Origin of the sequence: Bacteroides ilei (assembly GCF_900128495.1) — a bacterium.
In the GTDB taxonomy this organism is placed as follows: Bacteria; Bacteroidota; Bacteroidia; order Bacteroidales; family Bacteroidaceae; genus Phocaeicola; species Phocaeicola ilei.
In genome coordinates, this window is the sequence record NZ_LT635801.1 from 3688241 (window position 1) to 3714394 (window position 26154).

At 47.4% G+C, this 26154-nt stretch carries 30 protein-coding genes and 1 pseudogene; 22 read left to right on the top strand and 9 right to left on the bottom strand.

Annotated features, from left to right (window positions below; all coding sequences use genetic code 11):
- Window positions 1–344: 344 nt before the first annotated feature.
- Window positions 345–518: a hypothetical protein gene (locus BQ7489_RS17605; protein ID WP_162617829.1), complete on the bottom strand. Its 174-nt coding sequence runs from the start codon at window positions 516–518 to the stop codon at window positions 345–347.
- An 81-nt stretch (window positions 519–599) separates the two neighbouring features.
- Here BQ7489_RS17605 and ltrA point away from each other — a divergent pair, with 81 nt between their 5' ends.
- From ltrA to BQ7489_RS15945, 5 genes and pseudogenes are all read left to right on the top strand, one after another.
- Window positions 600–2252 (top strand): group II intron reverse transcriptase/maturase, encoded by a 1653-nt coding sequence (gene ltrA / locus BQ7489_RS15925; RefSeq protein WP_072531866.1) that lies wholly within the window; start codon window positions 600–602, stop codon window positions 2250–2252.
- A 121-nt stretch (window positions 2253–2373) separates the two neighbouring features.
- Window positions 2374–3489: pseudogene (locus BQ7489_RS15930) on the top strand (TraM recognition domain-containing protein); the annotation flags it as partial.
- Between the two features lie 229 nt (window positions 3490–3718).
- The gene (locus tag BQ7489_RS15935) at window positions 3719–3976 is read left to right on the top strand and encodes a hypothetical protein (RefSeq protein ID WP_072532246.1); all 258 of its coding nucleotides are present in this window, start codon (window positions 3719–3721) and stop codon (window positions 3974–3976) included.
- A 10-nt stretch (window positions 3977–3986) separates the two neighbouring features.
- The gene (locus BQ7489_RS15940; RefSeq protein WP_083580649.1) at window positions 3987–4238 is read left to right on the top strand and encodes a DUF6926 domain-containing protein; all 252 of its coding nucleotides are present in this window, start codon (window positions 3987–3989) and stop codon (window positions 4236–4238) included.
- A 12-nt stretch (window positions 4239–4250) separates the two neighbouring features.
- On the top strand, window positions 4251–4781 hold the full coding sequence (locus BQ7489_RS15945; protein ID WP_072531868.1) for a hypothetical protein: 531 nt from the start codon (window positions 4251–4253) through the stop codon (window positions 4779–4781).
- A gap of 1087 nt (window positions 4782–5868) precedes the next feature.
- Here BQ7489_RS15945 and BQ7489_RS15955 read toward each other — a convergent pair.
- The 7 genes from BQ7489_RS15955 to BQ7489_RS15985 form a co-directional block, all read right to left on the bottom strand.
- Window positions 5869–6279: a hypothetical protein gene (locus BQ7489_RS15955; RefSeq protein ID WP_072531870.1), complete on the bottom strand. Its 411-nt coding sequence runs from the start codon at window positions 6277–6279 to the stop codon at window positions 5869–5871.
- Between the two features lie 18 nt (window positions 6280–6297).
- Complete coding sequence (locus BQ7489_RS15960) at window positions 6298–6657, bottom strand: DUF3592 domain-containing protein (RefSeq protein WP_072531871.1); 360 nt, start codon at window positions 6655–6657, stop codon at window positions 6298–6300.
- Complete coding sequence (locus BQ7489_RS15965; protein WP_072531872.1) at window positions 6654–7307, bottom strand: hypothetical protein; 654 nt, start codon at window positions 7305–7307, stop codon at window positions 6654–6656. The genes BQ7489_RS15960 and BQ7489_RS15965 overlap by 4 nt, the downstream gene beginning before the upstream one ends.
- A gap of 59 nt (window positions 7308–7366) precedes the next feature.
- The gene (locus BQ7489_RS15970; protein WP_204352757.1) at window positions 7367–7936 is read right to left on the bottom strand and encodes an ankyrin repeat domain-containing protein; all 570 of its coding nucleotides are present in this window, start codon (window positions 7934–7936) and stop codon (window positions 7367–7369) included.
- Window positions 7937–7941: 5 nt separating this feature from the next.
- On the bottom strand, window positions 7942–8571 hold the full coding sequence (locus tag BQ7489_RS15975; RefSeq protein WP_072531873.1) for a hypothetical protein: 630 nt from the start codon (window positions 8569–8571) through the stop codon (window positions 7942–7944).
- Between the two features lie 78 nt (window positions 8572–8649).
- Complete coding sequence (locus BQ7489_RS15980; RefSeq protein WP_072531874.1) at window positions 8650–9237, bottom strand: SMI1/KNR4 family protein; 588 nt, start codon at window positions 9235–9237, stop codon at window positions 8650–8652.
- A gap of 433 nt (window positions 9238–9670) precedes the next feature.
- Window positions 9671–10039: a hypothetical protein gene (locus BQ7489_RS15985; protein WP_239496970.1), complete on the bottom strand. Its 369-nt coding sequence runs from the start codon at window positions 10037–10039 to the stop codon at window positions 9671–9673.
- Window positions 10040–10143: 104 nt separating this feature from the next.
- On the opposite strand from BQ7489_RS15985, the gene BQ7489_RS15990 reads away from it, so the two are divergent.
- From BQ7489_RS15990 to BQ7489_RS16070, 17 genes are all read left to right on the top strand, one after another.
- Window positions 10144–11916, top strand: a complete 1773-nt coding sequence (locus tag BQ7489_RS15990) for a DUF3945 domain-containing protein (RefSeq protein ID WP_072531875.1) — start codon at window positions 10144–10146, stop codon at window positions 11914–11916.
- Between the two features lie 46 nt (window positions 11917–11962).
- Window positions 11963–12226: a DUF4099 domain-containing protein gene (locus BQ7489_RS15995; RefSeq protein ID WP_072531876.1), complete on the top strand. Its 264-nt coding sequence runs from the start codon at window positions 11963–11965 to the stop codon at window positions 12224–12226.
- A 93-nt stretch (window positions 12227–12319) separates the two neighbouring features.
- Window positions 12320–14413, top strand: a complete 2094-nt coding sequence (locus tag BQ7489_RS16000) for a type IA DNA topoisomerase (RefSeq protein WP_072531877.1) — start codon at window positions 12320–12322, stop codon at window positions 14411–14413.
- Window positions 14414–14605: 192 nt separating this feature from the next.
- Window positions 14606–14842 carry a hypothetical protein gene (locus BQ7489_RS16005; RefSeq protein ID WP_029327266.1) on the top strand — a complete coding sequence of 79 codons (237 nt, stop codon included), beginning with the start codon at window positions 14606–14608 and terminating at the stop codon, window positions 14840–14842.
- A gap of 349 nt (window positions 14843–15191) precedes the next feature.
- Complete coding sequence (locus BQ7489_RS16015) at window positions 15192–15407, top strand: hypothetical protein (protein WP_005801817.1); 216 nt, start codon at window positions 15192–15194, stop codon at window positions 15405–15407.
- Window positions 15408–15440: 33 nt separating this feature from the next.
- Window positions 15441–16463 (top strand): PRTRC system protein E, encoded by a 1023-nt coding sequence (locus BQ7489_RS16020; RefSeq protein ID WP_072531878.1) that lies wholly within the window; start codon window positions 15441–15443, stop codon window positions 16461–16463.
- 3 nt (window positions 16464–16466) lie between these two features.
- On the top strand, window positions 16467–16688 hold the full coding sequence (locus BQ7489_RS16025) for a PRTRC system protein C (RefSeq protein WP_005801819.1): 222 nt from the start codon (window positions 16467–16469) through the stop codon (window positions 16686–16688).
- Window positions 16689–16726: 38 nt separating this feature from the next.
- Window positions 16727–17809 carry a hypothetical protein gene (locus tag BQ7489_RS16030; RefSeq protein ID WP_072531879.1) on the top strand — a complete coding sequence of 361 codons (1083 nt, stop codon included), beginning with the start codon at window positions 16727–16729 and terminating at the stop codon, window positions 17807–17809.
- A 16-nt stretch (window positions 17810–17825) separates the two neighbouring features.
- Complete coding sequence (locus BQ7489_RS16035; protein WP_072531880.1) at window positions 17826–18527, top strand: prokaryotic E2 ligase family D protein; 702 nt, start codon at window positions 17826–17828, stop codon at window positions 18525–18527.
- Window positions 18524–19312: a PRTRC system ThiF family protein gene (locus tag BQ7489_RS16040; RefSeq protein WP_005801824.1), complete on the top strand. Its 789-nt coding sequence runs from the start codon at window positions 18524–18526 to the stop codon at window positions 19310–19312. Before BQ7489_RS16035 ends, BQ7489_RS16040 begins: the two co-directional genes overlap by 4 nt.
- Before the next feature lie 274 nt (window positions 19313–19586).
- Window positions 19587–19721: a hypothetical protein gene (locus BQ7489_RS17875; protein WP_262483196.1), complete on the top strand. Its 135-nt coding sequence runs from the start codon at window positions 19587–19589 to the stop codon at window positions 19719–19721.
- An 82-nt stretch (window positions 19722–19803) separates the two neighbouring features.
- Window positions 19804–22176 (top strand): ATP-binding response regulator, encoded by a 2373-nt coding sequence (locus tag BQ7489_RS16045; protein WP_072531881.1) that lies wholly within the window; start codon window positions 19804–19806, stop codon window positions 22174–22176.
- A complete protein-coding gene (locus BQ7489_RS16050; protein WP_072531882.1) occupies window positions 22151–23458 on the top strand; it encodes a sigma-54-dependent transcriptional regulator in 1308 nt (435 codons plus the stop codon). The genes BQ7489_RS16045 and BQ7489_RS16050 overlap by 26 nt, the downstream gene beginning before the upstream one ends.
- A 317-nt stretch (window positions 23459–23775) precedes the next feature.
- Complete coding sequence (locus tag BQ7489_RS16055) at window positions 23776–24192, top strand: hypothetical protein (RefSeq protein ID WP_072531883.1); 417 nt, start codon at window positions 23776–23778, stop codon at window positions 24190–24192.
- Window positions 24193–24397: 205 nt separating this feature from the next.
- Window positions 24398–24721 carry a helix-turn-helix domain-containing protein gene (locus tag BQ7489_RS16060; RefSeq protein WP_005801830.1) on the top strand — a complete coding sequence of 108 codons (324 nt, stop codon included), beginning with the start codon at window positions 24398–24400 and terminating at the stop codon, window positions 24719–24721.
- Between the two features lie 12 nt (window positions 24722–24733).
- Entirely contained in the window at window positions 24734–25027 is a 294-nt protein-coding gene (locus BQ7489_RS16065) for a helix-turn-helix domain-containing protein (RefSeq protein ID WP_055172714.1), read from the top strand.
- Entirely contained in the window at window positions 25024–25335 is a 312-nt protein-coding gene (locus BQ7489_RS16070; protein ID WP_005801832.1) for a helix-turn-helix domain-containing protein, read from the top strand. The genes BQ7489_RS16065 and BQ7489_RS16070 overlap by 4 nt, the downstream gene beginning before the upstream one ends.
- 82 nt (window positions 25336–25417) lie before the next feature.
- Here the strand turns inward: BQ7489_RS16070 and BQ7489_RS16075 are convergent, their stop codons facing one another.
- Window positions 25418–26062 (bottom strand): porin family protein, encoded by a 645-nt coding sequence (locus tag BQ7489_RS16075; RefSeq protein ID WP_229098612.1) that lies wholly within the window; start codon window positions 26060–26062, stop codon window positions 25418–25420.
- Between the last annotated feature and the right edge of the window lie 92 nt (window positions 26063–26154).

Genomic DNA, 26154 nt, shown 5'->3' on the forward strand with positions numbered 1-26154 from the left:
TATATTGTAAGATTTAACCCGCTGTTCCGTCAGCGGTAGCCTACTATAAGGTGCATCTCCAGTGATGGGTTGTGCCAAGCTTATAGGACAAAGTACACTTTCCGAAAGGACAAGACTGAACCGTGAGGGAAAGTCAAGGGTGGTTAGTATCATACTGCCAAGTGGCGAGGCTGGATAGCATGGTTAACGTAAGTGAACTGACTTTAGCCGTCGTAAGGTTTGAAGGAGCGCAAGATACTTTAGCTCTCACCAAAAGGTAAGCAGTCGGATAACCCTTGCCCATGTTAGGGTTACACGGACATAGAACTGCCGGCGGACTTGGCAGAACCTAAACTATCCGTTTGTCAATTACGTGGAACAGGGCAAGCCTGTATCTCTCTCGTAAGAAAACGAGTAAGCAAACCGCAAGGCAAGCCGAATGGGGTGCAGGTATGAGATAACGGAAAAAGCGAACGCCATCCTGTAATGGGGTGGATACGGATTGAATCGACATCACGGGTTGCTGTTGGTGACATCATCCGACACGAAAGTGGGCAGACTTCCGTATATGGTAACTCTTTACAAGATAACTTATAGAACTTTCAAAAGGAGGAAAGCAAATGAACGAAACTAAAACATCGTGTGCGCCTGCTGACAACAGGAATCAGACTTGGGACGGTATGGACTGGTCCAAGTGTGAAACCTATGTCCGAAAGCTACAAGCGCGTATTGTAAAGGCTCAGAAAGAAGGCAGACATAATAAGGTAAAAGCCTTACAATGGATGCTTACTCACTCTTTTTACGCCAAGGCATTGGCGGTAAAGAGGGTTACTTCCAACAAAGGGAAGAATACGTCTGGAGTAGATAAACAGCTTTGGGATTCTCCCAAGCGCAAGTACAAAGCAATTGATGAACTCAAACGCCGTGGTTATAAACCTCAACCGCTCCGTAGGGTTCATATCAAGAAAAAGAACGGCAAACTTCGACCGTTGGGAATACCGACAATGAAAGACAGAGCGATGCAAGCATTATACCTAATGGCTTTGGAACCGATAGCCGAAACGACAGGCGACCGTTTTTCCTATGGTTTCCGCAAGAAACGCAGGACAATGGACGCTATCCGTCAGATTGACACGGTTCTAAACCGCCAACATTCCCCCGAATGGATTTTGGAGGGAGATATTAAAGGCTGCTTCGACCACATCAGCCACGACTGGCTTCTTAATCATATTCCTATGGATAAGACGATACTCAGAAAATGGCTGAAATGTGGAGCTGTATTCAATGGCAAACTGTTCCCGACAGAAGAAGGTACACCACAAGGAGGTATCATATCACCGACACTTGCAAATATGGCACTTGACGGACTTCAACCACTCTTGGCCGAAAGATTCAAAAGACGTTTCATCAACTATAAGACATTCCACTACAAAGTGAATCTTATCAGATATGCGGACGATTTTATAATCACTGGTCGGGATAAGGAGCTTTTGGAAAACGAGGTCAAACCTATAGTAATAGAATTTCTCAAAGAACGAGGTCTTACTTTATCCGAAGAGAAAACTACCATTACAAACATACACAACGGTTTTGATTTCTTAGGTTTCAATATAAGGAAGTTTGGCAAAAGGCTATACACGTCACCGTCAAAAGAGGCACAGAAACGCTTTAGAGCTAAAATCAGTGACATCGTTAAAGGACATAAAACGTGTAAGCAGGAATCACTGATACGAATGCTCAATCCTGTAATTACAGGCTGGGGAAATTACTACCGATATGGTGCATCAACCGCTGCTTTTCATGATTGCGACTACCACATTTATAACCTCACGAAACAATGGGCTTTACGCCGTCATCCGAAGAAACGCATAACCTGGGTGGCAGACAAGTATTGGCACGAAGTTCGGGGGCGTAAATGGACATTTGCATGGAAATATGAATCAAAGAACAAGAAAGTAAATTACTTGACTCTTAAAAGGTTGTCGGATATACATTATACTCCGTATAAACAAATCAAGGGTGAAGCAAATCCTTTCGACCCTGAATATGATGATTATTTCTATCAGCGAAAGGAACAACAAATGCTGGAATCTCTCAAGGGACGTAAGTCTCTCTTATATTTATGGAACAAGCAGAATCGGACATGTCCGTTATGTGGAAAAGTTATAGATTGTACAAAAGCATGGAACGTCAACGAAATACATGTTAACGGTTCGATTGTACGACAACTTGTCCACAACAACTGCTACAAGCAAAATAAACGAAAATGTTGAAAGTATGAGCCGATTTCTAATAACAAATAGGAATATTGAGTTGCTTGAGCCGTATGAGGGGAAACTCTCACGTACGGTTCTTAGGGGAGGAAGAGGCAGCAATGCCTCTGACTTACCCGATATACAGAAACAGGGTGACTTTTTCGTGGAATCCCCGATTATTCTGCTCGCTGCAATTATCTGGTATTTACGGATTTATAAGGACGGAAAGTATTGTACGTTTCCTCATGCAATCGAATTTCTTAACAAGCCGTATGCGGATATTTTCACGATTCTGACCTCGTATCCGTCCCTCGAAAACTACCTTTCCCCATTTATGGACGCATGGCAAGGCGGAGCTCAAGATCAGCTCCAGGGCCAGATAGCAAGTGCGAAAATCCCGCTTTCACGCATGATTTCACCACAGCTTTATTGGGTGATGACAGGGGACGATTTCACCCTTGACCTGAACAATCCCGAACACCCCAAAATCCTCTGCGTGGGTAATAATCCTGACCGCCAGAATATCTATTCTGCGGCATTGGGACTGTACAATTCCCGTATCGTGAAGCTCGTGAACAAAAAAGGACAGCTCAAGAGTTCCATCATCATCGACGAGCTTCCGACCATCTATTTCCGCGGTATCGACAACCTGATTGCGACCGCCCGAAGCAACAAGGTGGCCGTCTGTCTTGGCTTCCAGGACTTCTCGCAGCTGGCACGCGACTACGGCGACAAGGAAGCGAAGGTAATCCAAAACACGGTGGGCAACATCTTCAGCGGACAGGTGGTCGGAGAAACGGCAAAATCATTGTCGGAACGGTTCGGCAAGATACTCCAGCAGCGGCAGTCCATATCCATCAACCGTCAGGACACTTCGACTTCCATCAATACGCAGCTCGATTCCCTGATACCCGCCTCCAAGATAGCCAACCTCTCGCAGGGCACATTCGTGGGTAGCGTGGCAGACAATTTCGGAGAAGAGATAGACCAGAAGATTTTTCATGCCCGCATCATCGTGGACAGCGCAAAGGTATCGGAGGAAATGAAAGCCTACAAGAAAATCCCTGTCATCAACGAGTTCAGGGACGCGGACGGAAACGACATCATGCAGCAACAGATTGACCGCAACTACTCGCAGATAAAGGCGGACGTGTTGCAGATAATAGAAGAAGAGATGGAAAGAATAAAAAATGATCCGGAACTGAGACACCTCATCCCGCAGCAAGAGGGAGAGGGAAACAATGACGGTGAATAGACGAAAGCGGAGACCGCTGTTTTATTTCCGCCTGCAAAGGTCGTCCCGTGCCCGCTGGATCGCGCAAGGCCGGGCCCCTCCGGGGTTTGCTGAAAAAATCATCCTCGCCCGAGTGCTCCGGTATTTTTTCGCAAAGCCTTGCACAATCCGGCACGGGACAGAAAGGCAGGCAAGAAATAAAATACCGGCTTGACAAGCCGCAAATGTCTAACTCAAAAAAATGAAAGATATGAGCAGAAGCAACTTCACCCCGATGGAAAGATTCCATGAGATTCTAAACGGACACGAACTACAGGCCATGAACGTGGGTATAAACCATATCCGCATCTTCAGGGACGGCCGGAAAATGTTCGATTACTATCCGCTAAGAATGAAACTCTTCGACTACCACAACTGGTACCAGCTTACCTATCCATCCTTCGGCAATGGCGACGGGAAATGGGAACAGGAACTTCAAGAGATAATCGGCAGACTTTCCGCCGCATAAACGGTATATTATGGCAGCGCACATGAAACAGACGGAATGGGACAACATCCCCGAATGGGCCATATATGCCCTGGAATACGGAACGGAAGAGGATGGCAGCCTGAACGAAGAGGAACGGGCTATGATTGATAAGTTTGTCGGCACACATTTCCCGAAAGGATACACGATGAGCGTGGATTGGAACGCCTGCAACGAGTTTGACCGCTATCCCGCATTTGGAGAGCCTTGCAAGACCTGCAAGGTTCTTTTTGTTTCACCATAAATAGACAGAAAGATGAAAAGAATGACACTGAGCGAATATCTCGCAGTCCCGGAGGATTACCGGGGAGTATGGACTACCGAACGATGGGACATTCCCGATTGGGAGACCAAAAGAAAAAGCCACATGGGAAAACGTACACTGATGGTATATGACAGAGGCACGTGCCTGCTTGTCGAGGGACTGAGCCTTGAAATTGTGGACGACAGTGCCTGGAAGAAGCCGGAGGAAATCAAGAAGGAAATCCGTGAAAAATATCAGGAGTACCGTACTGAAAAAGGACATGAACCGTATTTTCTCGAATGTGTCATACGCTGGAATGACACCTTGGAAATGCTGGAGGCAAGAATCGTCCTGAACATGGATTCCGACACGAAAATGGATGGTGAAGTCTTCTTCTACTGCGATACTTTGGACAGCCTGCTGTCGCTGGCTGACAAAAGCGGGGAAGATTTTGTCATAGCAGGATGTTTCGGCTTCGGTGAATATGAAGAACTATACAGGCAAAATAAAAAGAGAGGGTGCATCAAATATATTGCAATTTGATACACTCTCAAAATTCAGAGGTTGAAAATGCGCTCTTATTGTTAACAATCAATTAGGAAAAAGAATTTTCCTCTTAATGCATATGGAATGATAACAGTTTTATAAAGTATAACATAAAAAAGTATCCCTCCAATTACACTTATCGGTAATATGCTATATATTACATAGTTATGTATTGTTCTATTGTATTTCGAATGTTTGTACTTTTCTAATATAGAATTGGTTTGCCTAATATACTTTATCAATGAATGCATAAGCATTAAAATAGCATATACTAAATATAACATTAAAGTCATATTATTTTTGTCACTCTCGAAAAATGCTATTACAATCCCCATAATGGGGAAACACAAAAAGAATTTAACAGAAGTTATAAATAATATACTATTTACTATGGCACAATCATTTTTTCTCTTGTACCATACATACATTCTATAATATATATAATCCATTCTCACCACTTTAACAAAGCTCCGTTATTTTTATCAAAATTATCATCGATATAATAATCTAAATGTTCACCTATAGAATTACCCGTAAATAATGTCACCATTCTTTGAATGAGTAACTTCCAAATGAGAGAACCGCATTAACAGTTTTTCCAAATCTTTTTTATCCATGATTATTCTTTTATCTGACGGTTAGTACTATTCTTTCCGAGTTATCGCCAAAGATACTGTAAATCAACGGCTATCTACAAAGATATGAAACATTCCATATAATCTCTCATAAAAGACAGACTATCTTTATAATGATTGGAAATTATTCAGAATCACATATTTAGTTGAATCTTCTACTCGTATTTATGGGGAAATAATGGTATTACTGTGTGCTGGAAATCTTAAGTCCTTGTTTATAGAAATATATCAAATTAAATATAGCTTGTCCAAATAGAATATAAATCAAAGCCGAAAGGAAGATTGTCAATAATTTTATACTCATTCATGAATTATTGCTTTTATCTTGTTACGCTCCAGTGCCTTTAATAATGGAGTTGTGGCTGTCGTAAGTCATTCTATGGCACCTGTTCCGTCCTCGGGTGATACTGGTAACACGTTCCATAACGTCATACTTGAATAATAGAGAATCACAATTTAAGAAGTTGTATAATTGCACTGTTATAATCGCAAATATCGAAAAAAGCTTTTATTTTAGTATCTGGAAATACGCCTTTTTGCGTATACACATATGGTGTAATAATTATTTTATTTTCAGTTAAGGACAAACTGATTATTTTATACGTTTTATACAATGTATTCCAACTTTTAATGTGCAATTCTTTTAGGACATTTTTTTGTATCTCATTTGTAATTTGTAGCCCTGAATTACTATATTGTAAAGCTCCATTAATTATATTCTCAATATTATGAATTTCACAATTCGATGTAATAAAACAAGGTGTATGCGCAACCCATAATCCTATTTCATTTTTCGATTCTGGATAAACAATAAACTCTGTTGCCGATTTACATATTGTTATTTGTTTATTTATAGCCATATATAATTTTATAATTGATTAAAATCCTGTAATTTGTAAATAAACACTGGAATAATAGGCCCGTACCGTCATTGAATAATCTGGATTGGTATTATCATATACAATTCGTACAGAATCTCCTGGTAATATAGTTGAGTTTCTATAGAAAATATCATGTCCTTCATATTCTTTTCCTGAAACTTTGAATTTATAAACATAATAGTTTCGGCCTTTTACCATGAAAGTTTCATCTGTAATAATAGCAGTCGTATAGACCTTGTTCTTTCTTAAAGAATTAATGGGGGCTATGCCTTTCGTATAACCCACATAATATACAGTCCATATTGCTATCAATATGATGAAAATAAAAGCAATTTTACCTTGGTTCATTATTTTCATATTCCTTTATACTCTAAATAATGAAAAATATCTTCAAAACGGTCATAATAATCCAGTATATTGGGTTCTTGGTGTGCGTACATTTTTTCAACATGAGACAGTATAATCTGTTTCAACTTGTCAAAATTGGCGGGAGCAACCAATTTGCACAAAGCCATGTCTATGAATATCCAATCAGCTCCTACATCAGGAAGTCCAGTCTCTCCATCCAATACAGGCAAGATAGTCTTATTGTACAGTTTATCAAGCGACGAATATTCGGAGAAAACATATTCTGCACATTTTAGAATGATTTGAAAGTTTTCGAATTCATTCGAATATCCGTCTCCATTTGTATCAAAATTCAATTCATCCTGCAGCCCCAACATACTACCTGAAAAGCTGATGCTTGCCCTGTCTCTTTGATCTTGTAAGGTCTTCACGCTGAATTTTTCAAACCATTTATGGAGAACATCAAACCTCACACCATAGATAGGATATATGACGAGTGACGATGTTGTGTCTCTTTCTCTCCAATGGTCTAACTCAATAAACTGCTTCCCACTTTCTGTTTTGAAGAAAAGAGAATAGTCTCTTTTTCTGAATTTATACCCAGAGAAAAAATCAAGTTGAGCTAAATCATTTACTATTTTATCGAAAGTAGTAATCATAATTTTTGAACTAACTAAGTTTTATCTACCTTACAATCTGTCACTTTGCAAAATTTACTCTATCTCTCTTGTAGGAGAATCTTGACCATATCTAAGTCATCAATTTGTTTGGCAAAATCCAATGGGGAACGTCTTGCTTTATTCAAATGGTAAATATTTGCATTGTACTCGATGAATAGTTCTACCATTCGATAGTCTCCTCTTGCATTAAATACCGCAGTCCACAAGGGATTATTGCCGTAGGCATCCTCAATATTTATATCCGCATTTTTGCTTAGCAGCAGCCTTGCTATCTCAATATTGAGGTATTGGGCACAGTAATGCAAAGGTGCTTGCCCATTTGAATCCTGATGATTTAGGTCTATATTCCTATTTATTAAATCTTTTGCTATGTCATTCTTGCAGGCGGCAATAGCCTCTTGCAGCAGATTTTGCTTATACTCATTAAAGCAATCAATATCTACCCCAGCAATACTTTTTTCATACTGTTCGTATGTACCAATTCTAATTATTGAGAAGATTTCATTATAGCTCATATTTATATCTTTAATTTGTTGTTTCAGATTGATGTTACGATTATTGTGATTCTTATTTTTTAAAGGATCATCTCTTTTTAACAGCTTGAACATCAGGATTATCTTTTAATTTCAAAATCGAAATTATGAAATAAAATCCTTTTTCCGGCACAATCTCCATAAGTATAATTAAGAGTGATGCGAATATAGTGTTCAACCATAAAAGTGTCTTTTAGAAAACCAGTCAGGTCAATCACACATCCATGATTTTCAGCCACTTTCATCAGCTCAGGAAACGTGAATTTAGATGGTAAATCATTTTTTATTCTTTCCAGGTCTTGAATTGCCTTCATTTTTATGTCTGGAGATATCTCGTACTCTAATAATTCCCATCCTTTCATTTCTTGGGGATTTTCTAAGAATTTGACAAATGAGGCATATTCTTTAGGATTGTCTTTAATGCTTCTTTGCAGCACTCTTTTGAGTTTTACATTCATTGGACTACACCAACTCATGTTGAAAATCTTACAGCGATTTCGCCTTATAAGATGTCCGTCAAAATCACAAAACAATTTATATTTTACTGCAGATAACTTATAGTCTCCTACTTTTTTATTTTGAGGAATATGGTCATATTCCTCAAAATAAAAATTATACACTTTTTCAGCAATGGCAAAGCCTTGAACAGCGCAAAACCATTCGCCTTCCTTTATTAAATTCCTTTGATCTAGATTTTTCTCAGAATCCATATAGTTAGCATTAACTGGTTAAAAGCTTCATCCCCTTAAATTAAACTCTTCACATTAATCTTATGAATAAACCTTCATCTATATTACAACCGGCGTTGTAGGAGCCATTCTATTGAATATTCGCCCATCCGTATCAAATAGACTAAATATCCTTTCTATTTCAGAAGTAATCATGTCTGATAACGAATCCCATGATTTAAGCGGAGTCGCATCATAGCGGTCACAATAGTATATCTTATTATCCGATGTATTAAGATAAAGCTTTGAACAGTCATAATTATAAGAAGCAAAAAAGAACATCTCCTGTGTGGCATTTTTAGGCCGCTCATATTTCTGAATATCTTCAAGATTAAACGGATACCATGAATCCAAATCTGCCCTGTTATATGATGTCCGGCAGCCATGCAATGCCAATGTGCAATTCATTATATCAAAGCCATTGGATACATTCATCAGAAAATCCTTGTAAACTTTAGGAATAGCGCATCCCAATCTTTTCTCCAGATCGTAGATCTCAGTTTCGGTAGCACATGGATACATAACATTAAGCCAGGCATATTCAGCAATATGTGGAGCTTTTCCAATCAATAATGCGCCATTCTTTGAATGAGAAATTCCCAAATGAGAGAATCGCATTAACAGTTTTTCCAAATCTTTTTTGTCCATGATTGTTCTTTTGTCTGACGGTTAGTACTATTATTTCCGGATTATCGCCAAAGATATTGTAAATCAATGGCTATCTACAAAGATATGAAACATTCCATATAATCTCTCATAAAAGACAGACTATCTTTGTAATGATTGGAAATTATTCAGAATCATTCAATTAACTTCTCTTTTACGGTGTCGTTTGAATACCTCTGATTTCCACGACAGACTAAATGAAATGACAGACAGATAGGCTTCTGCAATCCTTATTCAAAAACATACGGTCATAAGCCCCGCTTCACTTGATAAGTCCCTTCAGAGAAGTTAACTCGGAGGGCGAATACCTCCACGTTCAAGCCTCCGGTTTTCGGGACACAAAATTCCCTGCGGTAATTTTCCGCCCGAAAAAACGCTCCGGTATTGCCGTCCGAGTTGAGGAAAGGACCGGGACTTAGCAAGCGAAGCGACCTACGACGCATAGATACAGGTCAACATAAAAAAGAATCTGGCGGGAGAACCATGCTCCCGTATGCCTTCCCAATGGATTACGCGATCCGATTATTCCCGTAAACAGAAATCCGCCTCCTGTCACAAAAGGACACATCAATGGGGGACAAAAGCAGCTCGCTCCCAACTCTGCATAATTACAGTTTTTCCTTTTCTTCCGTGCGGTAGTGCGTACCGCCACGCCCGTGTCTGTCCGGCATGTTCCCGTCTTTTCCCTTTCCTTTTCCGTCCCTTGTTTTTCTTCCTTTCCTGCCGTTTTCTCACGCATTTTCGCTCCGTTTTCTCCGGCCTGCGGTGTAATGTGATGACACATGATGTAATGTATATCCTAACGCATTGCAAATCAATTATTTATCAAATTTTCTCCTATATATTTGCAGTGACAACATGAGTTATCAACACTAAAAATCAAATGTTATGGCAAAAAAAAATGCAAGGGAAGAACCCCCGAAACCGCAGGTCACCGAAAATGAGCAGATGAGTGACATCGTGTTCATCCTCGACAAGATGGAGCTGATTCTTGAAGCGGTATCTCAAATCGGAAAGGACGGAAAATTCAACACGGTAGCCGCCGACAAGCAGCACCGCAATTCCTTCCTGAAGATTGACCGCTATGCCGACGCCTTCGAGAACTTCATCAAGAACTTCTGGAGCCAGTTGAAAGACCCGACACGCTTCGGAATCCTCTCCGTCAAGGAAGACAGGCTGGACGACCCTGCCGTGCAGCAGGCCATCGAGGACATCGCCGCAGGAAAGAAGACAAAAGCCGTGGAGGAATTTCTCAAGCAGTACGAGATTGTTCCGCGCAACAAGGAAAACCAAAGTTTCAACCAAAAAAATCAAGAAGAAATGGCAAAGAAAAATGAAACCCAGCAGCAGGCTGCCGCAGCCGACAGCCAGCCGCAGACCCAGTCCCCCCAGTACCGTTACAACGAGTCCATGATCAACTGGGAACAGCTCAAGAATTTCGGAATCTCCCGTGAATACCTCCAGGAACGCGGACTGCTCGAACAGATGCTCAAGGGCTACAAGACCAACCAGGTCGTGCCCATCAGCATGAACTTCGGCTCGGCCGTCCTGAGAACGGACGCACGTCTGTCCTTCCAGCAGTCCATGGCGGGCGAAGTGGTGCTCGGCATCCACGGTATCCGGCAGAAGCCCGACCTTGACCGACCGTACTTCGGACATATCTTCTCCGATGAGGACAAGAAGAACCTGCTTGAAACGGGCAACATGGGGCGTGTCGTGGAGCTGAAAGGACGCAACGGGGAATACATCCCTTCCTTCATCAGCATCGACAAGCTGACCAACGAGGTGGTCGCCATGAAAGCGGAGAATGCCTTCATCCCGAGGGAAATCAAGGGCGTGGAACTGACCGAGCAGGAGCAGAACGAACTGCGTGAAGGCAAGAAGGTCTATGTCGAGGGCATGATCGCCAAGTCCGGCAACGAGTTCAACGCCTTCATTCAGGTGAACGCAGAGCGCAGGGGTGTCGAGTTCATCTTCGAGAACGACAAGCTCTTCAACCGCCAGACACTCGGGGGCGTGGAACTGACGCAGAAGCAGGTCGAGGACCTGAACGCCGGAAAAGCCATCTTCGTGGAAGGCATGCAGCGCAAGGACGGCGAGGTGTTCTCCTCCTACGTGAAGCTGGACGAGGCGACGGGCCGTCCGTCGTACACCCGCTACAACCCGGACTCACCGGAAGGCGCACGCGAAATCTATATTCCCAACGAAATCAACGGAGTGAAGATTACGGCGGAGGAACAGCAGCAGCTCCGTGAAGGCAAGGTGATTTTCCTCAACGACATGGTGAACCGCAAGGGAGAGGAATTCTCCTCCTTCATCAAGGCCGACCTGGAGACGGGACGCCTGAGCTACTCCCGCACACCCGACGGATTCGAGCAGCGGGCGGACTTCAAGATTCCCGACAAGGTCTGGGATGTGCCACTGACCAGAAAGCAGCGTGCCGACCTGCAGAGCGGAAAGGCCGTGCTGGTGGAAGGCATCAAGGGCTATGACGGGAAGACCATCTCGCAGTACGTCAAGGCCAATTTCAACCAGGGACGCCTGGACTTCTACAACGAGAATCCCGACCGCAAGCGTGACGCCTCGCAGCGCAACGTGGTGGCCAACAATCAGCGACAGGAACAGGGCAACCGCAAGTCAAAGGGAGCCAGCATCTCCTGATGGCAGGCAACTGAAAAATGAATGTTGAATCAAAAAAGAAAGAAATATGAAAAAGGAAAACGGAAACGACATGCCTTTCAAGGCAGGAGACGTGAACTGGGACGAACTGCACGACATCGGCATCATGAAGGACGAGCTGGAACTCTCCGGCGAGCTGGACACCCTCCTCAAAGGAGAAAAGACGAAAGTGATGCCCCTGAAACTGGTGCTCCTCGGCGTGGACGTGGTGATGGACGCCACGCTCCAGCTGGTCCGCAAGGGCGAGGCGCCGCTGCTGGAGATTCAGGGCGTGACGCCGCTGGGCAGATAGCCTGAAAACATTTATCAAGTAAACCGATGTCTTACCGCCGTTTCCTGTCTTCCCATGGAAAACGGGAAACGGCCTTAATTTTATCCGAACATTATGATAGCAATCATCGCAGAAAAACCGAGCGTAGGCTTGGACATAGCCCGTGTAGTCGGGGCTGATACAAGAAATGACGGCTACTGTTCCGGCAACGGATACATGGTAACCTGGGCGTTGGGACACCTCGTGTCGCTGGCCATGCCGGACGTTTACGGTTACACGAAAACGACGGCGGAGGAGCTGCCGATGCTGCCCGTACCGTTCCGCCTGGTCTCCCGCCAGATACGCACGGACAGGGGCATGGTCACGGACATCGCCGCCACGAAACAGCTGAAGGTCATCGACAGCGTGTTCTCCAAGTGTGACAGCATCATCGTGGCTACCGATGCCGGTCGCGAGGGGGAACTTATCTTCCGCTGGATATACGCCTTCCTGGAATGTACGAAACCGTTCTGCCGCCTGTGGATCTCCTCGCTGACCGACGAGGCCATACGGAAAGGGCTGGAGGAACTGAAAGAAGGTACGGAGTACGACAGCCTGTATGCCGCCGCCGACAGCCGCGCGAAGGCCGACTGGCTGGTGGGCATGAACGCGAGCCGTGCCCTGGCCATCGTCTCCGGCTCGTCCAACAACTCCATCGGACGGGTACAGACGCCGACGCTCGCCATGATATGCAGCCGCTACAGGGAGAACCGGAATTTTGTCTCCACACCGTACTGGCAGCTGCACGTCACCCTGAAGAACGGGGATTCGCACCGCCGCTTCTTCCACACGGCGAACTTCAGTGACCGGCAGGAGGCTGAGACGGCCTACCGCCGTATCTCTTCCGATTCCCGGGCGACGGTCACGAAGGTGGAACGCAGGAGAACCCTGCAACAGCCGCCGCTGCTCTACGACCTGACGGCACTCCAGAAGGACTGCAACGTGCATCTCGACCTGCCCGCGGCAAAGACGCTGGACATCGCCCAGTCGCTCTATGAGAAGAAACTCATTTCCTACCCGAGAACGGGAAGCCGCTACATCCCGCACGACGTGATGGCCTGCGTGCCCGGACTGCTGGAAAGAATCCTGGTCATGCCGGGATTCGCCGCCTGTGCCGGAACCCTCGACCTTGCACGTCTCAACACCCGCAGCGTGGACGACGAGAAAGTGACGGACCACCATGCCCTGATTACGACCGGCATCGCTCCCGAAGGGCTTTCTGAGGCGGAGACCGCTGTCTATACGCTGATAGCCGGACGTATGCTGGAGGCGTTCTCGCCCTGCTGCGAGAAGGAAATGCTCCTCATGGAGTGCCGTCTGGAGGGGATGGACTTCCGCTCGAAGGGTTCTTCCGTGGTCAGCCCGGGATGGCGCGGCATCTTTGGCCGGAAAGAGGACCGGGAGGATGACGAGCCGGAAACCGACGAGGGTACGGCCGTGTTTGCCGAAGGGGATACGGTCCCGGTTTCAGGCCACGGACTGGCCCAGAAGAAGACCATGCCCCGGCCGCTCTATACCGAAGCCACGCTGCTGGCGGCCATGGAGACCTGCGGCAGGGAGATAGCCGACGAGCAGGCACGGGAGGCCGTGAAGGAGTTGGGAATCGGAACGCCCGCCACGAGAGCCGCCATCATTACCACCCTGTTCAAGCGCGACTACATCGCCCGATCGGGCAAGAGCATCGTCCCCACGGAAAAGGGGCTGCATATCTACGAGGCGGTGAAGGAGATGCTTGTGGCGGATGTCTCCCTGACGGGAAGCTGGGAAAAGGCTCTGCTGCAGATCGAGCGGCACACGCTCACGACCGAGGCTTTCATGGCTTCCATCACGGACTATACGCGCAAGGCCACCCGCGAAATCCTGAACCTCAGCCTTCCGGCAGCAACCGCCCGCACGTTCACCTGTCCCAAATGCAAGACCGGGCATATCATCGTCAGGGAGAAGATTGCCCGCTGCGACAATAAAGGTTGTGGACTTACCGTGTACCGCAGGTTCCTGAACAAGGAACTGACGGACCAGCATCTGGAACAGCTCTTCTCTTCCGGTTCCACACGGCTCATCAAGGGATTCAAAGGGAAGAAGGGCGTGGCTTTCGACGCTTCGGTCACCTTTGACGCCGGCTTCACCCTGACACTCTCGTTCCCCAAAAACGGGAAAAAGAAGAAATGACGGAGCCATCCCGATTCGCGGGGCAAAGGTCGCAGCCCGCCCGTTTCCACCGGCAAGGTCGGGCCTGGCGGTTTCTGGGAAAAATCATCCTCGCTGCGCTCCGGTATTTTTCCCGAAAACCTTGCCTGTGGAGGCGGACTGCAAGAAGGCCCCCGAAAACGGGAATGGCATTCCCACTAAAACATGAAGATTATGAAAGCAAAAGAACACATCAAAAAGATAGCGGGCAGCAGATGGGCAAGAACCCTCGCGCTGGCCGTCACGGCAGCCGTCATTTTCAGCTGGCTCTATACACACGGCATATCTCCCGTATGGACTGCCGTAGCCATCATCTGTTTCAGGGGATTCTTCAGGTTCCTCTACCGTGTAGCCTGCCTGCTCGTGGCACTGGCCATCCTCCTGTGCATCCTGAGTTTTCTGGTCTTCTGAAATCTGACAGCATGGAACATACGCGGATTTTGTCATTGCAGCATAAGGGAGCTGTCCGGAAACGGGCGGCTCTTTTTATATCCGTCACACCCGGAAACGATGCACCAGAAAGAGAGAAAGGACGGAAAACACAGACATTGGCACTCCGGAGAACTACAGGGCAAAGTTGGCAGACGCTTCTTGTCGGACGGCAAGGTCAGGCCGCAAGCGGTTTCGGAAAAAATCATCCTCGCCGGAGGCTCCGGTATTTTTCCCGAAAACCTTGCCTTTCCGGAAGCGTCTGCCGTTGGGCCCTTGTAGTTCAGCGGGCTGCCAAAGCCCGAGTATTCACACTTAAAAAATAAAGAGTATGCAACAAGCGATCATCACCAGACAGTCACCAGCCCCGATAGGGATGCCCGTGACAAGAAGACCGAAAGTACACGTTCCGCAGCCCTCCATCAAACTGCCGCCGAGAGGAACAACCGGTCCGGTTCACATCTCAAAACTGCTGAACCCCATTCAGGAAATATGCAGACATCCGGACAGGAACAGGCTGCTGGCAGAATTCTTCAGCGAATATTGAAATTTATCGTCTAATCATTTAATATCTGAAATTATGTTTTTTACAGCAATCCACCAGATGATGACGGAAAGCGTGGACCTCACGATCGTCATCCGCAAAACAAATGGACAACTGACCGTTTCCACATTACCAAAATCGAACGGACTCAAGGACGAGGCCCAGAACCACATCGTGCCGCTGACCGTCACGGGTACACCGCAGGAACTCGACACGGGATTCCTGCAGGCCATAGCAAGACCGATACAGAAGACATGCGGACTCCTCTCCAACATGGCACAGTTCGAGGCACAGGCGGACAAGGCCGCAGCCAGCAGCAAGGCCGCCAAGGAAGCGAAATCCAAGGAGACGAAGGAGGAGCGCGAAAAACGCGAGAAGTACGAGAAACTGATGAAGAAGGCCAATGAACTGATGGCCACAAAGAACTTCAGGGAAGCCGTCAGCATGCTCACACAGGCAAAAGCCTGCGCGGACACCGCCCAACTGAAGGAAATCGAGGAGAAGATAAAGGCGGCCGATACGGAAATGAACAAGGGAAGCCTCTTCGGACTGATGGAGCAGGAAGCGCAGCCGGAACCGGCACCACAACCGGAACAACCCGTTCCACAGCAGCCTGCATACACGCAGCCGCCTGTGACGGAACAGCGAAAGCCGCAGGTGCAACGTCCACAGCAGCCGGCATACAACAGGGCACCACAGCCACCGGCACCGGGACAGGTACGGCCTGCACCTCAGAGACCGCAACAGGCATACACGCAGCATCCGCAACAGCCCGGAATATGGCCGCAACAGCAGGCTCCGCAACCAGGACAGCCATTGCCGCCACAGGCGCAATACCTGAAGCGGACAACCGGACAGCAGCCTCCCCAGCCACAATATCCGCCGCAGCCTGAAATCAGGGACTGGCAGGAAGAGAGATTCATGCAGGAGGAGGAACAGCAGCAGGCGTATCTGGACGACCCGGAATCCCCGACATATAGTGAGAAGGACTACGAGGAATATGTTGATTTCCCGCAGTCCATGCTGGAACCCAAGTATTCACCTTATCATACAGTTTAAGCCATGGCACTCGAAATTAAAGGAATGACACGCTCATTCAGATTCAAGAAAGGAACAGAGTATATCACCCTCCAGGACCCTGATCCGAACATCTCGCCGGACATGATCATGAGTTACTATTCCAACCTGTATCCGGAACTGACGACGGCCACCGTACACGGTCCGGTCATCAGGGAAGACATGACGGTATATGAGTTCAAAACCACCATCGGGACAAAAGGATAAAAGGATATGGCAAAGAACAACGGAAAAAAGAAGGAATCATGTGTACGATTGGACGGATATCAGGCGGAACAGCTCGCGAGACTCATCATTGCGGAAACCGAAAGGAAAGTGCATTACGGCACGGAAAGGAAGAAACGGATTGCGGCACCCAGCGGTGCCGTAATTCTTTTCTGAACGCCACATTCCTGCCGATGTCTCCGCCGGAACTGTTCATTGACGGTACTGACGGGAAACCGCACAATCTCATCACGCAGGAAAACTACAAGTTCCTGCGTGATTCCTTTTTCAGGTATGCAAGCCTCATGAAAAAGGAGGCGGTACATGTTCCGGGGCGTACGCCCGGAGAAGGCATCGCCCGACTGCACGAAGAGATGTGCAATCTTGTAGGCAGTGACATGAATGTCAACATCGAACAGGACGGGGAAAGGCTGCTGTTCTGCCTGTGGAAATGCCACCAATGGGGAGAGTTCACGCTCTATTACTTTCCGACGAAGTTCCTGGAAAGGCTCGGGCCGGAACTGAGACGCATATCCGTCACCTTCATCCACAACCTGATGCGGGCGAACGGGATAAGTACCGTACTGGACGAGGATGACATGGACTATGCCCTGACACTGATGTCGGAGGTGGACCCGGGAGAAACGGCATCCGACCGGAAAAAGAGACGGCGGCTCCTGCACTCCTATGAGGAAGGCAGGATACACGCACTGCTTCGCAGGGTGGAAAACAAATGCTATTACAAGAACCTGCCGAAAGTGCTCGACCGGTATGAGCCGAAGGACGGATACGAACAGTCACTGGTCTCTCTTATGAAGGAAGGACTGGAGTTCCTGACGCCCGAACACGGCATCATGGAATACGGCTACGACCCATTCTACGAGGAGGAACCGGACTTCCTGCCCATGTATCTCAGCAAGCAGATCCGGGTCGTCTATGACTGCACCGACATGATAACGGAATATCTCTCGGACTATTACAACTCCTACAGCCAGGAGACATACGACATCATTCCGATCACCACCTGTGAACTGTCTCCGGAAACGGAGGAGCTGTTCCATATGGACGACTACCCGGAACGCTTCTTCAGGTGGGCGGAAAAATTCATCAACATCACAGTATAAACCAATCTGAACGGATATGATAGACAGCAACGAACTGACCAGAAAGATCAAGACGCCGCTCAACCCCAGGGCGGCACTCATAGCCTATGCCTCGGAGGGGGACAAGAACTTCTTCCTTGAAATCCGGGGTATTGACGAACGGGGAAACATGACCGAAGGAAGACCGGTGACCATAGATTTCATGAACGCGCTGGTGAAGGGATACTCGGAAAGGCACAGCACCACTCCGTATGGCAAGATACCCTCCAATCTGCTCTATTGCGACCCGCGCAAGGGAAGCGAGAGATACGTGTGGTACAATCCTCCGCACAAGAGGATGATGTTCTTCAGCCCCGCGCTCAAAATAGAAAACGCGGAATATTTCCTGCCGGGAGTGATTTACGAGGCCGGTGAACACGGAATGAGAATCTATGCCTACAAGGGAAATGTTCCAGGTCCCGATACCGAGCTGTACGCCGCGCCCTTCTTCAACGTGACAGGTTCCAGCGTATGCCTGGGAAATCCCAGGATAGAACTGCCGAAGGACCTGACCTACGAAAGGCTGCTCATGTATTGGGAGAAGAAATTCTGGCTGACGGAATTCACACACTTGGGAAGCAACGGGAACCCGACAAAATCAAACCTCGTACTGGTAACAAAGGCGGCACGGGACAGAGACTTCAACCTGGACGAGCTCAAACCGCTGAACAACATGAAACTTAAAGACATACTGAAATGAAAAGGGTACATTACATCGACAACTATCTCATAAACCCGCAGCATCCGGTAACGGTAAACCTTATCGGAGCGGGAGGAACAGGCTCGCAGGTACTTACCTGCCTGGCCAGGCTTGACACGGCACTAAGGGGACTCGGACACCCCGGACTGTTCATAACCGTGTATGATTCCGACATCGTGACGGAGGCCAACATCGGGCGGCAGCTCTTCAGCCCCTCGGACATCGGCCTGAACAAGGCTCAATGTCTCGTCACACGTATGAACAACTTCTTCGGCAACGACTGGAAGGCGGTACCGGACATCTATCCGGCAGCTCTGAAGGACGCCAGACGGGATAATCTGGCCAACATAACGATTACCTGCACGGACAACATCAAGTCCCGTCTCGACCTGTGGAACATCCTGAAAGCCGTGCCGGTATCGGAATACAGAAGCTACGAGACACCCCTGTACTGGATGGACTTCGGGAATACGCAGGATACGGGACAGGTCGTCCTCGGAACCGTACCGAAGAAAATCAAACAACCGGCATCCAAGCTGTACGAAACGGTGGAGTCACTGAAAGTGATTACCCGCTACGTGAAATACGCGAAAGTAAAGGAGAAAGACTCCGGGCCGAGCTGCTCACTGGCAGAGGCTCTGGAAAAGCAGGACCTGTTCATCAACTCCACACTGGCACAGCTCGGCTGCAACATCCTGTGGAAAATGTTCCGCAACGGCATGATCGAGCATCAGGGGCTGTACCTGAACCTTTCAACCTTGAAAATGAATCCGATACCTGTCTGAACGCGGCTTTATGGCCTATAACATGTTAAAACTTGTTTGAAATCAAGACAAACATATATTAACTTCATTGCAGTTAGAGACAAATGTATATATTTGTATTTTGGAATATTATACAATAGGACAGCGTATTGTCTTGCCGGAACTTCCGTAATTCAGGCAAACGAAAACAGGGTCATCCGCGTTTCCACACGGAACTATAACAGGGGGCCTTATTTTTTCCTGCATCGGGAAATACGGAGAAACAGAAATATGGACTGACTGTAAAAGATAGAGTATGGACAAGATATTGGATACCCGAACCAGAGAATCTTCTGCCGACAGCTGCCGGCAGAAAGGAGAATCATGCGGGCAAACCGTCGCCCGCCAAGGTTATAACAGGCCGGAGTGCATTCTGTGTACGACGGGATAGCGCGTCGGGGTGACATCCAAATTACTCACGTCCCGGAAGACTGCGCCCCCACAACCTTCCGGGATTTTTTATCATAAGGCGTATGAGGAAGCTAAGTGGAATTTCATTGCAGACAAAAATCATAGCTGGTTATCTGATATTGCTGGCAGTCATCGGAAGCATGATTGCCATACTGCTCCATGAGCGCAAAAAAATGCATGACATAGCAAACGGAACCGCAGAAATACGTGAGATCCGGAATGAAGTCAACGCCATACGCCGCCACATCGTCGGAATCGCATTGCTGGGGGAATCCGCCATCGGATGGGACAGCGAGGACTTCTCGGCATACCGGAACAGGCGCCTGCACATAGACAGCCTGCTGGAACGGATGAAAGACAACGGCCTGGATCTGGTAAGCCACGAACAGATAGACACATTGCGACGGCTGCTGGAAGAGAAGGAAAGCCGCCTGTACCATCTTACGACGGTTTTTCAGGAGCAGAGGACCTCAGACAGCCTGCTCTACAACCGTCTGCCCGAGGTCATCAACAAGAGTACCCGTACACGCACAATCACCCGCCGGAAAAACGGCATAGCAGGTTTCTTCGGCAAGAAGGAAACCGTACAGGTACCGGCTTCCACGACAGAACTGCGGCAGCTCAACCGCCAGCTGATAACCATGCAGGAAGAGCATGACAGACATATCGGACTCTATGTTGACAGCCTGCGTCTGCAAAACCTGAAACTGAACAAAAGACTGAACTCCTTCGTCACCGCCCTTGACGAACAGGTCCAGGCCGCTTTCCAAAACCGGGAAACAAGGATTGCGGAGGCAAAGGCACTTTCATTCAAGCTGTTTGCGGCCACCATCATAGTTGCCATTGTCCTGCTGATCATATCCCATCTTGTCATACAGAGGGACATACGGCGCAAGGAACATGACCGCAGCAGACTGGTGGATACGCTCAAACAGAACCGGGAACTGTCCGAAATGAGAAAGCGTATCATCGTAACGCTATCCCATGACATAAGGGGACCGCTGAACGCCATCTGCGGCAGTGCGGAACTGGCCATTGACACCAGGGAAAGAAAACGCCGCAACACCTACCTTGACAACATCATCAAATCCTCACGCCATATCACAAGACTTGCCAACAGTCTGCTTGACCTCTCCAGGCTGGACGAAGCGAAGGAATCACTGAACAGGATACCTTTCAACCTGAAAGCCTTCGTCGATGACATCAACGTGGAATACACCTGTGCGGCCAATGACAAGGGGCTGGTCTTCAAAACGGAAGCAGAGGACACCGACATCGTGGTATGCGGAGATGCGGACCGCATCCGTCAGGTGGCGGACAACCTGCTGACCAACGCGCTCAAGTTCACCCGCAACGGAACAGTCTGTTTCCGGGTAAGCTACAAGGACGGGGTAATGACCATGGAGGTGGAGGACTCGGGCATCGGCATGGACAAGGAGACGGTAGAACGCATATTCCGGCCGTTTGAGCGGGCGGCGCCAGACATTTCACCGGAAGGATTCGGGCTCGGCCTCCCGATAACCAAGGGACTTTTGAACCTTCTCGGCGGCAGCATCTCCGTATCGAGCCATGTCGGGAAAGGCAGCCTGTTCCACACGGAAATCCCCCTTGCCATTTCCACTGAACCGGTAAAGAACAGCGTCATGCCGGCCGTGAGAAGATACAGCCTTCCCAAACGTATCATCCTGGCGGACGACGATCCGATACAGCTGCGCATCGTCATGGAGATGCTGGAGCGGAACGGAGTATCATGCCGGACCTGTGTCGGGGCGAAGGACGTAGTAAGCGAACTGCGGAAAGAGCCGTATGATCTGCTGCTGACCGACATCCAGATGCACGGTACCAGCGGTTTTGACCTGCTGTACCTCCTGCGTCATTCCAATATCGGAAATTCACGCACCATCCCGGTTGCCGCCATGACCGCCCGCAACGACGTGGACGAGAGCCGCTATACCGAAGCCGGCTTTTCCGGGTGCATACGGAAACCGTTCTCCATGAATGAACTGCTGGCTTTTCTTTCCTCCATAATGGAAAGGTCGGGACAGCAGCAGGAGCAGAAGGCGGATTTCAATGCCCTGGCCGCAGACACGGGGGACATGGAATGGATGCTCAATGCTTTCATAAAGGAATCGCTCGACAACAGGACGGAACTGAAGGAAGCCCTTGAAAGCATGAAAACGGACACGGAGCGTATGAAAAACACCCTGCACCGCATGTATCCCACCTGGGAACAGCTGGGGGTGGCCTGCGAACTGGAGACATACAGCAGAATCCTGCATGACGATACTTCCGATGACCTGACCATCAGTACATATACAGAGGCCGTCATCGGAAGAATAGACCGGCTGGTAGGCGACGCGAAGAACCTGCTTTCGGAAATCAGAAGACTTGACTTAAAGAACTATACAGATGAAACACAGAATACTCATAGTTGAAGACAACATCCTGCTGGCCGGACAACAAAAGAAATGGTTCGAGAAATCCGGCTATGAAGCAGTGACGACGATAGACGAACCCGGTGCAAGACGGCTTCTGAAAAAGGAGCCTTTCGATCTTGTCCTTTCCGATGTCCGTCTTCCGCAGGGGGACGGCATATCGCTGCTCGAATGGATGCAGAGAGAACGGATAGACGTTCCCTTCATCATCATGACCGGATATGCTTCCGTGCAGGATGCCGTCCGTGCCATCAAGATGGGAGCAAAAGATTATCTGGCCAAGCCTGTTCAGATGGATGAGCTGCAAAGTCTGATAAAGAACATCCTGCATCCACGCTCAGTCATATACGGAAAGGACAAGGGCATCCTTCCCAGGAACAGCCGGCAGATGAAAGAAGTGGAAAATCTGGCGCGTACGGTTGCTCCATTCGACATTTCAGTACTGATTCTTGGCTCGAACGGTGCAGGCAAGGAATCTATTGCGCAACGTATCCATTATTCCAGCGAACGCAGGGAAAAGCCATTTCTGGCAGTAAACTGCGGGGTCATTCCCAAAGAGCTTGCGCCCTCGCTCTTTTTCGGGCATGTGAAGGGGACGTTTACGGGGGCGGACACAAACCGTGAAGGCTTTTTTGAAACGGCCCGTGGCGGGACCCTGTTCCTTGACGAGGTGGGAACATTATCCATGGAGGTACAGAGCATGCTCCTGCGTACCTTGCAGGAAGGCACCTATATCCCTATAGGCAGCAATCGTGAGAAACACTCCGACGTAAGGATAGTAGCGGCAACCAACGAGGATCTTCAGTTGGCCATCAGGGAGAGACGCTTCCGGGAAGACCTCTACCACCGTCTGGGGGAATTTGAAATCGTCCTGCCGGCCCTGCACGAATGCCCGGAGGACATACTTCCGCTTGCCGAACATTTCAGGGAAAAGTTCTCCAGGGAACTCAAACGGCAGACCGACGGATTCAGCCGTGAGGCGGAACAACTGTTGCTCTCATACGGCTGGCCGGGAAATGTGCGGGAATTGCAAAACAAGGTCAAACGGGCCGTCCTGCTGTCCAAACAGCCGATAATCGAGTCAGCTTGTTTGAACATAAGAATCGAGGATGAGGAAGAGGGAATCTTCCTTTTTCCGGAAAATGAGACACAGGAAAAGCTGTCCATCATCAGGGCCTTAAAAATATGCACGGGCAACCGGAAACGGACGGCGGAGATGCTGCACATTGATCCGTCCACGCTGTACCGGAAAATGAAGAAATACGGACTGAACGACAAATAAAGGCAATATAGACCGGAGATGTTTTCCAGTCTGGAATAAAATGCCTACTTTTGCATAAGTCTGGCAAAATGTGGAACACATACTGCCAGCAGGAACATAAGAAAATACCGGCAGGGCTGACAGCCTCGCCGGATATTATACATAAGTCGCAAGACGTCTCAGGTAGGAATCTGGTAAATTTCAAATTGTAGAGACTTTTGCGTGTTGCTTATGCTATGCCTAATAGCGTGAGCTCATGCATGACTCTACAATGGGCTTACCAGAGCCCCTACCTGATAATGCGTGAGTCTCACGCTTTTCATTTGGAATATCAAGGTATGGCAAAGTTACAGGTTCTGATAGCAATGACATTGAACGGTTCCGTCCCCGCACGGAACGATTCCCTGCTGCAATGGATACAAAACAGCAATGACGGTTTCCCCTGCTGGCGGGACCGGTACACCCGCATGCTGTATCCGGGCTATCCGCTGGTCGACCTCATCTGTGACAAGGAACAGTCTGCACCCTCTGACATATATCTGGCTGAAATCTATGACGACAGCAGCGCGGAACTGCTGCGGGGACTGTCCCTGTACCACCTGATAGATGAGATGGTCATTTTCCTTCTTCCGGTAATCAGTTCCGAAACGGTTCCCGTATCAAAACATATCTCCACGGACAAATGGGAACTGGTCAGGGCAAAAACATTCAAAAACGGAATCTGCCGCCTTACTTATCGCAAAACATTGCAATAAGAGATTGCACGCTCTTGCATTTGCAATACCCCAATCAGCCCCGATTTTTCGCGGCTGATTTTTTATTTCTCTGTTTTTCAGCAATTTGCCGTATCATTATGTAGCAATATGCTCCGTTGGTCCACGTTTTGGCCTATATCAAATGAAACCTGTTGCGCAACACGGTGTAAATAACGGAATTATTACACTAAAAACAGAATTCATTATGATACAGATAGACAGGGAGACATTCCAGATGATGCTCCAGAAGATAATGGAACGATTCGACAGAATCGATGACAGGCTGAACCGCATGAACCGGCAGACGGCCGCCCTTGAAGGGGACAAGCTGCTCGACAACCAGGACATGTGTGAACTGCTTGGCGTTACAAAGCGTACCCTTGCCCGTTACCGCCAGAAGAAACTGGTTACCTATTACATGATTGACGGGCGGACCTACTATAAGGCTTCGGAGGTGCAGGAGTTTCTTAACCGGAAAGGGAAAGTCCTGCCCCTAAGAATAAAGAAAGAACTCGGTATTCAACCCTAATCAGATGACGGTATGGAAATTATATGTATAGACAAGCGGATTTTCGACGAGTTGATTGTCCGGCTCAGTGAAATAGAGAAAAAAGTGACCCGCCTGTGCAGTCCGGCAAGAGATGCGGGACTGAAGAAATGGATGGACAACCGGGACGTGTGCGAGGTTCTCCGCATATCCAAACGCACGCTTCAGGTCTACCGTGAAAAGGGTCTGTTGCCTTACACCCGAATCAAGAACAAGATTTTCTACAGGCCGGAGGATGTGCAGAAGCTGTTGGAATCAAGTGATCACCCTCAAAGAAAAAAGCCATGAGTTACGATCTTATTAACAAGCAGGACCCGCGGATTGATGCCATTTTCGAAAGTCTGGAAAAGATGGAGCAAATGATTGATGGACTACAGACGGCACCAAGGCCGGCATTTCACGGTGATTATTTCCTCACGGACGAGGAGCTGTCGAAAGTATTGAAGGTCAGCAGGCGTACCCTGCAGGAATACCGTACCCTCGGCGTGATACCTTATTACCTTGTACAGGGAAAAGCCCTTTATAAAGAGTCGGACATACAGAAAGTTCTTGACGACGCTTATAAAAGATGCAGGGAAGAACAGCGATGGGTATGATAAAACGAAAGAGACCGTCTCCAAATCACTTCACTTCGAGACGGTCTTTTTCGTTTCCGCACATGTTGAGTATTGAAAAATACTAAAGTATATAAGCAACAGAAGCTCCTAATGTTCTGTTCTTAGGACTTCCATAAATAGGATGTACAGAATTTATACCAAGTTCATAGGAACATTTAAGTCGAATCTTTTTGTATTGAACATTTAGACAGAATATAGGACCTGTATCAATCCTATTGAATGGTCTGTACTGACTTATACTGGGTGCTGAAAAGATGTCTATACCCATTGTATAGGGCTGATTATAATTGTCTATACCGGATAGTTGTCCGCTTCCTTGAACTCCAATATTTAGAAACCATCCTATTTGTGGAATGAATGATATTTTGTTTTTTATATCCACTTTGTACCCAACAGATACAGGTATATTTAGATAATCAGCATGTGAAACCTCAATTTTTGAGATTTTTTGAGAAGCTAAATTATTACCCTCAAGCTTTCCACCTTTTCGTTCATATGCTATTCCTGTTTCAATTAAAATGTTACTTTTAAAATTATAATCAATAATTCCACCTACTTTGAAACCGCTTTGAGGATGTGAATCAAGGCCCTTCGTTTGGAACTTATTATTAGTATATCCAACTTCTATGCCATAGTTCCAATGCTGGCTATAGGCGGATATACACCAAAATAACATAGCGATAAAAAAAAGATTTTTCATATTCATATTGCTGTATTAATTAAATAGAATCAATTTACTTTTAGAGACTGACAAATGTGTCCTTCTTTTTCACAACAACTAAACTCGATTGCCACTAT